This is a genomic window from Mycolicibacterium gilvum (genome assembly GCF_900454025.1).
In the GTDB taxonomy this organism is placed as follows: Bacteria; Actinomycetota; Actinomycetes; order Mycobacteriales; family Mycobacteriaceae; genus Mycobacterium; species Mycobacterium gilvum.
The window spans coordinates 5,420,408-5,432,773 of record NZ_UGQM01000001.1; the positions used below are offsets into that span (position 1 = coordinate 5,420,408).

9 protein-coding genes are annotated in these 12,366 nt (G+C 65.4%); 5 read left to right on the top strand and 4 right to left on the bottom strand.

The genetic code is table 11. The features are described 5' to 3' along the window. Nucleotides 1-19: 19 nt before the first annotated feature. Genes DYE23_RS25500 through DYE23_RS25510 form a run of 3 tightly spaced genes read right to left on the bottom strand, consistent with a single transcriptional unit; the run spans nt 20 to nt 3,478 of the window. A complete protein-coding gene (locus DYE23_RS25500) occupies nt 20-1,690 on the bottom strand; it encodes a flavin-containing monooxygenase (protein WP_011895450.1) in 1,671 nt (556 codons plus the stop codon). Next, complete coding sequence (locus DYE23_RS25505) at nt 1,687-2,610, bottom strand: hypothetical protein (protein ID WP_011895451.1); 924 nt, start codon at nt 2,608-2,610, stop codon at nt 1,687-1,689. Before DYE23_RS25505 ends, DYE23_RS25500 begins: the two co-directional genes overlap by 4 nt. A 31-nt stretch (nt 2,611-2,641) precedes the next feature. Continuing rightward, nucleotides 2,642-3,478 carry an SDR family NAD(P)-dependent oxidoreductase gene (locus DYE23_RS25510; RefSeq protein ID WP_011895452.1) on the bottom strand — a complete coding sequence of 279 codons (837 nt, stop codon included), beginning with the start codon at nt 3,476-3,478 and terminating at the stop codon, nt 2,642-2,644. 141 nt (nt 3,479-3,619) lie between these two features. Here DYE23_RS25510 and DYE23_RS25515 point away from each other — a divergent pair, with 141 nt between their 5' ends. Further along, complete coding sequence (locus DYE23_RS25515; protein ID WP_085981139.1) at nt 3,620-4,261, top strand: TetR/AcrR family transcriptional regulator; 642 nt, start codon at nt 3,620-3,622, stop codon at nt 4,259-4,261. 147 nt (nt 4,262-4,408) lie between these two features. On the opposite strand, the gene DYE23_RS25520 is transcribed toward DYE23_RS25515, so the two are convergent. Beyond that, nucleotides 4,409-5,608, bottom strand: a complete 1,200-nt coding sequence (locus DYE23_RS25520) for an acyl-CoA dehydrogenase family protein (protein WP_370492758.1) — start codon at nt 5,606-5,608, stop codon at nt 4,409-4,411. 106 nt (nt 5,609-5,714) lie between these two features. Here DYE23_RS25520 and DYE23_RS25525 point away from each other — a divergent pair, with 106 nt between their 5' ends. The 4 genes from DYE23_RS25525 (at nt 5,715) to DYE23_RS25540 (ending at nt 12,233) form a co-directional block, all read left to right on the top strand. Then, a complete protein-coding gene (locus DYE23_RS25525) occupies nt 5,715-7,316 on the top strand; it encodes an acyl-CoA carboxylase subunit beta (protein ID WP_067992181.1) in 1,602 nt (533 codons plus the stop codon). 5 nt (nt 7,317-7,321) lie between these two features. Beyond that, entirely contained in the window at nt 7,322-9,337 is a 2,016-nt protein-coding gene (locus DYE23_RS25530) for an acetyl/propionyl/methylcrotonyl-CoA carboxylase subunit alpha (RefSeq protein ID WP_172527842.1), read from the top strand. A gap of 58 nt (nt 9,338-9,395) precedes the next feature. Further along, nucleotides 9,396-10,550, top strand: a complete 1,155-nt coding sequence (locus DYE23_RS25535; RefSeq protein ID WP_067992172.1) for an acyl-CoA dehydrogenase family protein — start codon at nt 9,396-9,398, stop codon at nt 10,548-10,550. Nucleotides 10,551-10,676: 126 nt separating this feature from the next. Further along, the gene (locus DYE23_RS25540) at nt 10,677-12,233 is read left to right on the top strand and encodes an acyl-CoA synthetase (protein WP_067992169.1); all 1,557 of its coding nucleotides are present in this window, start codon (nt 10,677-10,679) and stop codon (nt 12,231-12,233) included. The last annotated feature ends 133 nt before the right edge of the window (nt 12,234-12,366 follow it).

Here is a 12,366-nt window from a genome sequence, read left to right on the forward strand (position 1 = left end):
TCGCCCGCAACATGGACACTCAAGCGTCTTTCCTCACTCTCGAGGCTGCGCGCTTAGGCGGTACCTTCCCGACGCCCACGTCCAGGATGTCGGCTTTGACGTCAGACCGCGTTGGCAGGGCGCCTGCGCTTTTTCGGCCCTGGGCTACCTTGGCCTTGCGGCCCTGGGCAACCTTGGCCACATTCGAGCCGTTTTGGGCGTGTTCGGTTGGGTGGTGCTCAGTTCGTGCGGTTGTCGGGGTCGTTACATAATCACCCATGTCGACCTTGGACAGTGCGCGCTTGAACTGGGTGGCGAAACCGGGGTACATGGTGCCGTTGTATCCGTCATTCGTGAGGTACCAGCTCTTGCAACCCGAATTCCAAGTCGTACTTCCCAACCGCTGCTGTACCTCGCCGTGGTAATTATTTTGCCGATCTTCGCGGACCTCGAGCGTACTGAGATCATTCGCGATGATCGCGCCGATGGCTTTGACGATGTAGTTGATCTCGGCCTCCATGTACACGAGGGCCGAGTTATGGCCGGGCCCTGAATTTGGTCCGAAGGTGAAGAAAAGATTGGGATAGCCTGCGACGGTGACGCTCCGGTACGCATAGGCGCCCTGGGACCACTCGTCGGAGAGCTCACGACCATGCGCGCCTCGGATGGGAAAAGGTGTGCCAGCCTTGCATACATCGAAGCCGGTGGCGAAGACGATGCAGTCCAGTTCGTGTTCGATGCCATCTGCGGTCCGTATGCCATTCGGCGACAGGGTCGCGATCGGCCATGAGACGAGCTTGCAGTTGTCGCGCTGAAGAGCGGGGTAGTAATCGCTGCTCATCAGCATCCGTTTGCAGCCGGCACGGAAGTTCGGCGTCAGCTGGCGCCTGAGCCAAGTATCCGATACCTGCCTCCGCAAATTCGCCTTCGCCAGTAGCTGGATGCCAGTGGTGACCGGGGTATCCCAGACCATGCCGACGGCCATGAGCTCGTGGCCCCAAAACCACGCCTGCCGTCCGACGTTCTGCACGCGAGGCAAGCGACGAAACGCCGTCCGCACCCACTGCGGATGGGAGAAGTCGGGCCGAGGGAGGACCCAGCCGGGGGTGCGTTGGAAGACCTTGACCGACCGCGCAGTCTTCACCAGTTCGGGAATGATCTGAACAGCGCTGGCTCCGGTGCCGATCACGGCGACACGTTTGTCGCTCATGTCGTAGTCGTGATCCCAACGCGCACTGTGGATCTTGTGACCATCGAAGGTGTCCAGTCCGCGGATGTCCGGCAGGCTCGCATTCGCCAGCGGCCCACTGGCCATCACTGCGGTGCGCGCCGTGAACTGCGAGCCGTCAGCTGTCTGCGCCGTCCACAGTGCGCTTTCCTCGTCGAACTCCAGACCGGTGACGTTCACTCCGAACCGGATGAAACGCGACAGCGAGTACTTGTCGACCATCGTCTTGATGTAGCCGAGGATCTCGGCGCTGCCCGAATACGCGCGGGACCAGTCCGGATTTTGCTCGAACCCGTAGGAATAGAGCAGCGACGGGATGTCGCACGCCGCGCCGGGATAGGTGTTGTCCCGCCAGGTACCACCCACCTCGTCGGCACGTTCAAGGACAACGAAATCGTCGATACCCTGTTGTAGCAACCGGATTGCGGTTCCCAGGCCGGCGAAACCCGCACCGACGATCAAGACGGTCGTGGTGTCGCTCATCTGGCCACCGGTTCGTAGGTCAGCTCTTCTGTCCACGTCGGTGACTTACCGAGCACCTCGGTGGGGAAGTGGTCGATCGCGGTACCCAGCCGCTGCGAAATGAAATGCAATGGCTGAGAACGCTTGATGCTGGCGGACATGTGAGCCTTCAAGATGTGGTAGCCCGGAACGCGGCGCGTGAACTCACTACGATCTCCGACGTTCTCGTACCGCATCACCGCGTTGTAGAGCTTCTCCTCCGACAATCCCATGGCGTTGAGATTGGTCAACATCCTGGTGAGCAACGGCACGTAGAGGACGCCGCCGAGAAGGATTCTCGGGTCGATGAGCGCCCCCATCGTCTGAGTCGCATGAATGCGCATGGGGCTGGCGCCGAGGTCGTTCAGAACCTGGAATCCCACTGCCAAGTGCCGCGATTCGTCGTTGTTGACCTTGTTGAAGACCTCGGCGCAGAGCGGATCCTGCACCTCGTCGAGAAGGAACTTGAGCAATGCTCCGTCGAGCGCAGTCTCCAAGGCTGGGATCGCCGCTCCGATCACCGTCAGCGGGAGGGCCTCGGCGTATCGGTCGATCCACTCGATGACCAGTCGAATATTCTTGTTCGGCACCGGGATTTCCCCTTCCTCGAGCATCCCCCACCGCTGCATGAGCGCCAGCTCCGCGTTGGCGTGCCGCTGCTCCTCGGCATGGAAATACCGGTAGATGTCACCTAGAGCCTCGAACGGCGCTTTCGGCGCCATGGCGGCGAACGCGCGTGCACCGACGTGTTCTATCCACACCACGTCAGCCATGAACTGCTTCAGTTCGGGCCGCTGCTCATCAGTGATTTTATCGGCGCCCGGCGCATCCCAATCGATGTCGGCCAGCGCCCACTGCCGATTCTTGATCGTCTCGAGCATATCGCTGTATTTGAATGCCATTGGAGTCTCCTTTGTCTTTGTCTGGAATGACTTAGCGCGCGATTCGCTCAACCAAACCGAGCGCACGGGTATACGTGGCAGGCACTGCCCGCTTAAATAACCAGAGAATCTTCGCGTCGACTTGGGGTAGGACGTGCAACTGACCGCGATCGTTCGCGTCCAACGTTTTGCGCGCCACCGATTCCGCCGACACGCCGGTCCACTTCATCAAATTCGTTGCCAGCTTGGCGGCCGACTCCTCAATACCAGGGTTATCGACGATGTTGGTCTTGACAAATGTCGGGCACAGTACAGTCACCGCCACACCAGTACCACTCAGCTCGGCCGCCAAAGTCTCGGATAGCGAGAGCACGCCGGCCTTGCTGACGTTATAGGCACCCATCCGGGGCGCTGCTCCAAAACTTGCAGCCGATGCGACGTTGATAATTCCCCCGCTGCCCTTCGCACGAAGTCGCGGTACGAAGATCTCGCAGCCGTAAATCACTCCCCACAAGTTGACTGAAAGTGTCGCTTCCCAGTCCCGCTTGGGCGTCGCGCCGATGACATTGCCACCGATTCCGATGCCCGCGTTGTTGATCACCAGGCTGGCTGCCGCGCCGAACCACTTCTCGGCGCTGTCGGCGAGTTCGCGGACCTGCTCTTCGTCCGTGACATCGCATGCGATGTCGAGCCCCTCGCCGCCGGCTTGGACGACGAGCCCGACCGTCTCCTTGGCACGCACCGGGTCGATGTCGGCACACACCACTCGTCCACCTCTACGGGCGAGCTCCACCGCGAAGGCACGGCCAATTCCGCTGCCCGCTCCCGTTACGACCGCGTTGGCGCGGCGGCTCAGGCGAGGCGGTCTGTCCCACCTCAAGATATCCATCACTACTGAATCCTTTGCAGATTACGGCGACGCCTGACCTGTGAGACAAGCCGGCCTGCAGCCATCTGGTGGCGGCGAACACAATTGTGGTCGCCTGCCACCAGTTTGATGCGGCGCTCCTGCCTTTGTCAAGATGTATTCGTGCGGACAAAGGCAGCAAGGTGGGGCGGGCGTACTGGCGCCGAACGACGGGCTGACCGGCGGCGGCGCCTAGTGAACGCGGCGACGGAGATCTGGACGGAAAGCGGATGGGCTGCCGTGACAATGCGTGGGGTCTGCTCCAGAGCCGCGCTGAACGACCGATATTTCTACGAGGAGTTCAAGACGCGCGATGAGTTGCTCGTAGCAGCGTGGGACAACGTGCGGGACGAGATGCTCGGCGAGGTTTCGGCAACATTTGCCGAACGCGTCGGTCAACCACCGATCGAAACCATTCGCGCCGCAATCTCGATCGTTGTTCTCCGCATCGCGCAGGATGCCGGGCGAGCACAGATCCTGCTGACACAGCACGTCGGCAGTTCAACATTGCAAGATCGCCGAGCGGTGGCCTTGCAGGAAGCAACCCAGCTCGTCATGGCCGCCAGCAAGCCGCATCTGAAGCCTGACGCAGACGAAATGGCTCTGCGTATGGACACGTTTGTAGCGGTCGGCGGCTTCGTCGAACTGATCAGCGCTTGGCACGCAGGACTACTGGTCGATGTAAGTCAGGTCGACATCGTCGAACATACGAGTAGACTTGCTGAGACGCTGGCTCGCCGCTACGTGGTTGATAAGTTTGGCTAGCTGGTACTCCGGAGGCAATTTCCCGGTGGCGGAGGCTGCATTGGCCGCAGGGGTCGTGACACACCGTTGACTTACCTTAGAAACGGTGGAAGGTCCGTCTCGTCGACCTGCCAAGCCGACGCTCCTGCTGTCGAATGGCGGCTTCACTCAGAGGCCAATCTGCTTGGCGATGATCTCCTTCATGATTTCGGTGGTGCCGCCCCCGATACCCAGGATGCGCGAATCGCGATAGTGCCTTTCGACCTCGGTCTCGCGTAGGTAGCCCATGCCACCGTATAGTTGGACGGCCGTGTCAACGGCGAGCGCGCAGGCCTCTACGGCTTGGTTCTTGGCCATCGAGACCATCCGCACGTCGGTGTCTCCGGCGACGATGCGGTCCACAGCGGCACGGGTGTACGTACGGGCGACGTCGACGGCCGTCGCGATATCGACGATCTTGTGCCGCACCACCTGTCGGGTGGATAGCGGTCGACCGAAGGTTTCGCGCTTCTTCACCCAATCCAGCGTCAGGTCGAGGCAGCGCTGGGCCGTGGCGTAGCACTGGACGGCGATGAAAGCACGTTCGACCTGGAACTGTTGCATGATCTGCAGGAATCCGCTGCCTTCGGGGCCAACCAGATTGACCACCGGCACGCGCACGTCGGTGAATCCGAGTTCGGCGGTATCGGAGCACAGCCAGCCCATCTTCTTCAGTGCCCGCGAGACCAAGAAACCCGTGGCGCCACGCTCCACCACGAGCAGAGAAATCCCCGACGGGCCCGGGCCGCCGGTACGCACGGCGGTGGTCACGAAATCGGCGCGGACACCCGAGGTGATGAACAGCTTCGCACCGTTGACCACGTAGTGGTCGCCGTCGCGCCGTGCGGTAGTGCGGATGCCGGCGACGTCAGAACCGGTGTCGGGTTCGGTGATGCCAAGGCTGCCGATCTTCTCCCCGGCCAGGGTCGGCGCCACGAAGCTGCGGATCTGCTCGGGATCGCCCTGCGCGGCCATATGGGGCACTGCGATGTGATGCGTAAGTAGGCTGGCCAGTAAGCCCGACGAGCCGCCGGCCTCCATCACGGCCTCGGTGAGCAGCACCAGGTCGCGCAGGTCACCGCCGGAGCCACCGATCTCTTCGGCGAACCCGATGCCCAGCAACCCCGCTGCGGCTGCGCGGCGGTGGAGTTCTCTAGGGAGCTCTCCGGCGTCCTCCCAGTCTTGCAGGTGAGGAACGATCTCCTTCTGGGTGAACGACATCGCGAGGTTGCGCAACGAGATGCGCTCGGGCGTCATCCACGGGTCGGCTGCGGCCGCCTCCGCTTCCCGCTGATCCGGCTGTTTCATGTGAGTTGCTCCTGCTGTGATCACTCGGGGACGGCACGATTGCCACGTCGACCCCATTGTCGTCGAATGTTAATGACCGATAACGTAGCGTGTCAGGAGATCGACGTTGATGTCACCTGGAGGAAAGTTGATTGACGTCCTGCCCGACCGGGTCGACACCCGCGCGCCGGTATACCTCGAGAATCGCGAGGGACTCATCGCGCAGCTCCATGCGCTCGCCGAACAGCTGGCGCTGGCCAACGGTGGCGGCGGCGAGAAGTACGTCGCCCGGCACCGTAGCCGCGGCAAGATGCTGGCTCGGGAGCGCGTCGAGCTGCTCATCGACCCCGACACGGCCTTCCTGGAACTCTGTCCGTTCGCGGCGTGGGGCACGAAGTTTCCGGTGGGCGGCAGCGTTGTGGTCGGCATCGGCATCGTCGAAGGCGTCGAGTCGATGATCATCGCGCACGACCCGACCGTGCGCGGCGGAGCCTCGAACCCCTACACCTTCCGAAAAGTGTTCCGGGGCATGGCAGTCGCCCGCGAGAACCGGCTGCCCATCATCAACGTCGTCGAGTCGGGCGGGGCGGACCTGCCCACGCAGGCCGAGATCTTCGTGCCCGGGGGCCAGCTATTCAACGACCTCACCCAGCACAGCGCGCAGGGCCTGCCGACACTGGCGCTGGTATTCGGTAACTCGACGGCAGGCGGCGCGTACATCCCCGGCATGTGTGATTACGTGGTGATGGTCCGCAACCGGTCCAAGGTCTTCCTCGGTGGTCCGCCGCTGGTGAAGATGGCGACCGGCGAAGTGTCCGACGACGAGTCGCTCGGCGGCGCCGACATGCACGCCCGCACCTCCGGGCTGGCCGACTACATGGCCGAGGACGAGCAGGACGCCATCCGGATCGGGCGGCGCATCATGGCCAGACTGAACTGGCGCAAGCTCGGGCCCGGCCCGACACAGCCACCGACCCCCCCGCTGCGAGACCCCGACCAACTCCTCGGGATCGCTTCGGTGGACCCGAAGGTTCCCTTCGACCCACGTGATGTCATCGCCCGAATCGTGGACGGGTCCGCCTTCGACGAGTTCAAGCCGCTATACGGCACCTCGCTGGTCACCGGTTGGGCCTCGATCCACGGATACCCGGTAGGGATCCTTGCCAACGCGCGCGGAATCCTGTTCAGCGAGGAGGCGGAGAAGGCCGCCCAGTTTATTCAGCTGGCGAACCAGATCGACACGCCACTGGTGTTTCTGCAGAACACCACCGGCTACATGGTCGGCGCGGAGTACGAGCAGGGTGGCATCATCAAGGACGGCGCGAAGATGATCAACGCCGTCTCCAACAGCGCTGTCCCACACCTGACGATCGTGATGGGCGCGTCCTACGGTGCGGGCAATTACGGGATGTGCGGGCGGTCCTACTTTCCCCGCTTCCTGTTCACCTGGCCCAACTCGCGTTCGGCCGTCATGGGCCCGGCCCAGCTCGCGGGCGTGCTGTCGATCGTGGCCCGCGAGTCGGCCGCCGACCGGGGGCTCCCGTTCGACGAGGAGGCCGACGCCCAGATGCGCGCTGCCGTCGAGGGCCAGATCGAGCGTGAGTCGTTGGCGCTGGCCAACAGCGGCAGGCTCTACGACGACGGGATCATCGACCCGCGCGACACCCGTACCGTTCTCGGGTTCTGCCTTTCCGTGGTCCACAACAGCGAGATCCGTGGCCAGCGTGGCTACGGCGTGTTCCGGATGTGATGGCGATGCCCGTGATCAAGAAGCTGCTGGTGGCCAACCGGGGAGAGATCGCCCGACGCGTGTTTCGCACCTGTCGCGAACTCGGCATCGCGACCGTCGCCGTGTACTCCGACGCCGACGCCGACGCCTGGCACGTGGACGATGCCGACGAGGCCGTCCGGCTACCGGGTTCCTCGCCGGCGGAGACCTACCTCGACGGTGACCGGGTGATCGCCGCCGCCCTCCTCACCGGCGCCGACGCCGTGCATCCCGGCTACGGCTTCATGTCGGAGAACGCCGGCTTCGCGCGGGCCTGCGCCGACGCCGGGCTCGTGTTCGTCGGCCCGCCGCCGGATGCCATCGACGCGATGGGTTCCAAGCTGACGGCCAAGGCGATGATGGCCGATGCGGGCGTGCCGGTTCTCCCGGGCGGCGACGCGACCGGCCTGGACCCCGACAAGCTGCGCAAGCTCGGCGCCGAGATCGGCTACCCGCTGCTGGTCAAGGCGAGCGCGGGTGGCGGCGGGCGCGGCATGCGGGTTGTCGAGTCGGCCGACGACCTCGACGGAGCCGTGGCCTCGGCCTCGCGCGAGGCGATGTCGGCGTTCTCGGACGGCACGGTGTTCCTCGAGCGGTACGTGCAGCGTCCCCGCCACGTTGAGATCCAGCTGTTGGCCGACATGCACGGCACGGTTGTCTCGCTGTTCGAGCGGGAGTGCTCGGTGCAGCGCCGCCACCAAAAGGTCATCGAGGAGGCGCCCTCGCCCGTCGTCGACGACGACCTGCGCGCCCGGATGGGCGCGGCGGCGGTCGCGGCGGCACAGGCCGTGGGTTACGTCGGGGCCGGAACGGTCGAGTTCGTCCTCGACGCGAACGGCGGCGATGACGACGGGACGTTCGCCTTCCTGGAGATGAACACCCGGCTGCAGGTCGAGCACCCGGTCACCGAACTCGTCACCGGGCTCGACCTCGTGCGCCTGCAGTTGCTGGTGGCGATGGGTCGGCCACTGCCTGCCGAGGTGAGCAAGCCGCGGATCACCGGCCACGCGGTCGAGGCCCGGCTCTACGCCGAGGACCCCACGAAGGGCTACCTGCCGCAGACCGGAACGCTGCGCACGATGCAGATCCCCGACCACGTCGGGGTCCGGGTGGACTCCGGCGTGCGCGACGGCTCGGTGGTCAGCCACCACTATGACGCCATGCTGGCCAAGGTGATCGCCTGGGCGCCCACCCGCGCCGAGGCGCTCGGCGCGCTGTCCGCCGCGCTCGCCGGCGCCCGGATCCACGGACTCACCACCAACCGGGATCTGCTGGTTCGCGTTCTGCGCCACGACGAGTTCGCCGGACGCGGCACCGACACCGGGTTCCTCGACCGCCACGACGTGGCCGACCTCGGCGCAGCCCTCATCGACCGCGACGGGGAGGGCTTGCACGCCATCGCGGCCACACTCGCCCAGGTCGCGGGACGCCGCGCGGCGGCCCCCGTCCAGCCGACGCTGCCTGCCGGGTGGCGCAACAACCCGTCCCAACTGCAGTCCACCGGATGGCTGACCGCCGACGGCCGCGAGCGTCGGGTGGGCTATGCGCTGCTCCGCGACGGCGTCGAGGTCGAAGTCGACGGCAAACCGGTCGAGGACGTCAGGGTGCTCGTGCAGCGGCCGGACCGGGTGGTCCTGGAGACCGGCGGGGTACGGCGCGGCTACGACGTCGTCCTCGACGGCGACATCGCCTACGTTGACAGCCCTGCCGGGTCCACTGCGTTCACCCAGGTACCGCGGTTCCTGGACCCCAGCACGCTCAAGCCGGCGGGCTCGCTGACGGCGCCTATGCCGGGTTCGGTGATCCGGCTGCCCGTCGCCGCGGGCGACGTCGTGACGGCCGGGCAGGCCTTGGTCGTGGTGGAGGCGATGAAGATGGAACACACCATCGCCAGCCCGATCGACGGGATCGTCGCCGAACTCTCGGTCGAGGTGGGTCAGCAGGTGTCCACCGGCGATGCCCTCGCGGTGGTCGGAGCGGCCGACAGTGCAGACGAGGATTGAGCACCATCAGACCCGTCACCGGCCCCGGTGGCGGGTGACTTCGAAGTAGGAGAGCGGTATGGAACTGCACGAGACCGAGGAACGGCGAGCGCTGCGCAAGGCCGTGTCCGAGATCGCCAAGGACTTCGGGCACGACTACTACGTGGCCAAGTCGCTCGGCGGGGAGAAGAGTTCGGAACTCTGGCAGGCCGTGGGCAAGCAGGGGTTCCTCGGGGTCAACATCGCCGAGCAGTACGGCGGCGGTGGCGGCGGCATCTACGACATGCAGATCGTCGGTGAGGAACTGGCCGCGGCCGGCTGCCCGCTGCTGATGACGGTGGTCTCCCCCACCATCTGCGGCACGATCATCGAGGCTTTCGGCAGCGACGAGCTAAAGGCGCGCTGGCTGCCGGGCATCGCCAGCGGCGAGATCATCATGGCGTTCGCGATCACCGAGCCGGATGCGGGCTCGAACTCTCACAACATCTCCACCCACGCCAAGCGCGTCGGTGGGGATTGGGTGCTCAACGGCACCAAGTACTACATTTCCGGCGTCGACGAGGCGGAGGCCATCCTGGTCGTCACCCGCACCGCGACCGACGACCGCGGCCGCGGACGGCTGAGCCTGCTGGTGGTCCCGACCGACGCGCCCGGGTTGACCAAGACCCTCATCCCGGTGCAGGCGGTGACACCGGAGAAGCAGTTCACGCTGTTCTTCGACGACGTGCGGGTGCCGGCCGAGAACCTGATCGGCGCGGAAAACGACGGTCTGCGTCAGGTGTTCATGGGCCTCAACCCCGAACGCATCATGGGCGCCGCCCTGGGCAACGGCATCGGCCGCTACGCGCTGGACAAGGCGTCGGCCTACGCGCGCGAGCGCAAGGTCTGGGACGTGCCGATCGGAGCCCACCAGGGCCTGTCCCACCCGCTTGCGCACGCCAAGATCCAGCTGGAGCTGGCCCGGCTGATGACCCAGCGGGCGGCCTCACTGCACGACGCCGGCGACCCCGGTTCCGCGGAGGCGTCGAACATGGCCAAATACGCTGCGGCGGAGGCCGGCATCCTGGCCCTCGACCAGGCGATCCAGACCCACGGCGGCAACGGGTTGGCCACCGAGTACGGGCTGGCCACTCTCTGGGGCCCGGTGCGGCTGATGCGCACCGCGCCGATCAGCCGAGAGATGATCCTCAACTATGTGGCTCAGCACAGCCTGAACCTGCCCCGCTCATACTGAGCATCCTTCATCCGTTCGTGTCCGCTTCGGTCTACAAGACGGACGGTGGTGATCGGTCGCCCGCCGGGGCCGGGTCCTGCCTTACCGAGCATTTGTCAACCAAAACTGCCGAGGAGGCAAATCAACATGGATCGCGGTATCGGTCAGTGGGTCACCAAACGGGCCTTCCTCAACGGGCAGCGCACGGCGTTCGTCTGCGGTGACACCAGCTTCACGTACTCCGACTTCGATCGGCGCACCAACCAGGTCGCTTCGAACCTGTTGCGTCTCGGCGTCCGCAAGGGGGACCGGGTGGCCATACTGCTGGTGAACTCGGTCGAGTTCATGGAGGTCCTCCTCGGCTGCGCGAAGATCGGCGCCATCACCATCCCGATCAACGTCCGACTCGCAGGCCCGGAGATCGGCTACATCCTCGCCGACTCCGGCGCCGACGTGTTCGTGTTCCACGAGCCGCTCGCGGCGGCGGCGGTCAGCGCGCTGGCCGAGCCGGGGGTCCGGGTCCGCCACACGGTCCGGGCCGGGGGCGCCCCGGCCGACGGCGAGATCGCCTACCCAGACCTGCTCTCCGGCGGCGCCCCCGAGCCTCTCGACAGCGACGTCGAGGGCCGCGACGCCGCGTTCATCATGTACACCTCGGGCACCACCGGCCGCCCGAAGGGCGCCATCCTCACCCACGACAACCTACTGTGGAACGCCATCAACGTGCTGGGCGCCGAACAAGGCCTGACCGGCAGCGACGTGACTGTTGCAGTCGCCCCCATGTTCCACATCGGCGGGCTCGGGGTACATACGCTGCCATTGCTCTACGTCGGCGGGACCAGCGTGATCCTCCCGTCGTTCAACCCGGTGAGCACGCTCAAGGCGATGGCCGAAAGCCGCGCCACCGTCCAGTTCATGGTGCCGGCGATGTGGTCGGCGCTGACCCAGGTGCCCGACTTCGACTCCTACGATCTCTCCGCGTTGCGTCTGGCCATGGGCGGCGGCGCACCGATGCCGCTGACTGTCATCGACTTCATGCAGCAACGTGGCGTCCCCTTCACCGAGGGATTTGGGATGACCGAGACTGCACCCATGGTCTCGGTCTTGGACGCCGCCAACATCACGACGCGGGCCGGATCAATCGGCCGGGTCGCCATGCACGTCGATGCCCGCATCGTGGACGCCGACGACCGGGACGTCCCGGCCGACACCGTCGGCGAACTCCTGGTGCGCGGACCCAACGTGTTCGTCGGGTACTGGATGAAGCCGGCGACCACCGCCGAGGCCTTCCGGGGCGGCTGGTTCCACACCGGCGACCTCGGCCGGATCGACGCCGACGGCTACATCACGCTCGTCGACCGCAAGAAGGACATGATCATCTCGGGCGGGGAAAATGTCTACCCCATCGAGGTCGAGCAGGTGCTGTTCCGTCACCCCGGTGTGCTCGACGCCGCGGTGGTCGGCGGTCCGGACGACAAGTGGGGTGAGCGCGTCGTCGCGGTGGTGGTGGCCGACCCAGCCGCCGAGCAGGAACCCAGCGCCGACGAACTGATCGCCTGGTGCCGCGAACGGCTGGCGCATTTCAAGTGCCCCCGCGAAGTGCACCTCCTTCCCGAGCTGCCCCGCAACGCCACCGGCAAGCTCCTCAAGACCGAGCTGCGCAAGCGATTCACCGGCGTCGAGGGCGGCGTCGTCCAGCGCTGAGGCACGACACCGGAGGCGGAGCGCGGGTTTGGGAAGTGTTGTCACGACGAGTAGCCACGGTCGCCGCTGCAAATAGCTGAAGATGTTAATCGTCGCTAACGTCTAGCGCGTGGCAAGACCACGCGCGCCACTT

Excerpts from the sequence above, each read along its gene's own strand:
- DYE23_RS25500 (WP_011895450.1), bottom strand. The coding sequence starts at position 1,690 with ATGAGCGACACCACGACCGTCTTGATCGTCGGTGCGGGTTTCGCCGGC.
- DYE23_RS25530 (WP_172527842.1), top strand. The coding sequence starts at position 7,322 with ATGCCCGTGATCAAGAAGCTGCTGGTGGCCAACCGGGGAGAGATCGCC.
- DYE23_RS25510 (WP_011895452.1), bottom strand. The coding sequence starts at position 3,478 with ATGGATATCTTGAGGTGGGACAGACCGCCTCGCCTGAGCCGCCGCGCC.
- DYE23_RS25535 (WP_067992172.1), top strand. The coding sequence starts at position 9,396 with ATGGAACTGCACGAGACCGAGGAACGGCGAGCGCTGCGCAAGGCCGTG.
- DYE23_RS25505 (WP_011895451.1), bottom strand. The coding sequence starts at position 2,610 with ATGGCATTCAAATACAGCGATATGCTCGAGACGATCAAGAATCGGCAG.
- DYE23_RS25540 (WP_067992169.1), top strand. The coding sequence starts at position 10,677 with ATGGATCGCGGTATCGGTCAGTGGGTCACCAAACGGGCCTTCCTCAAC.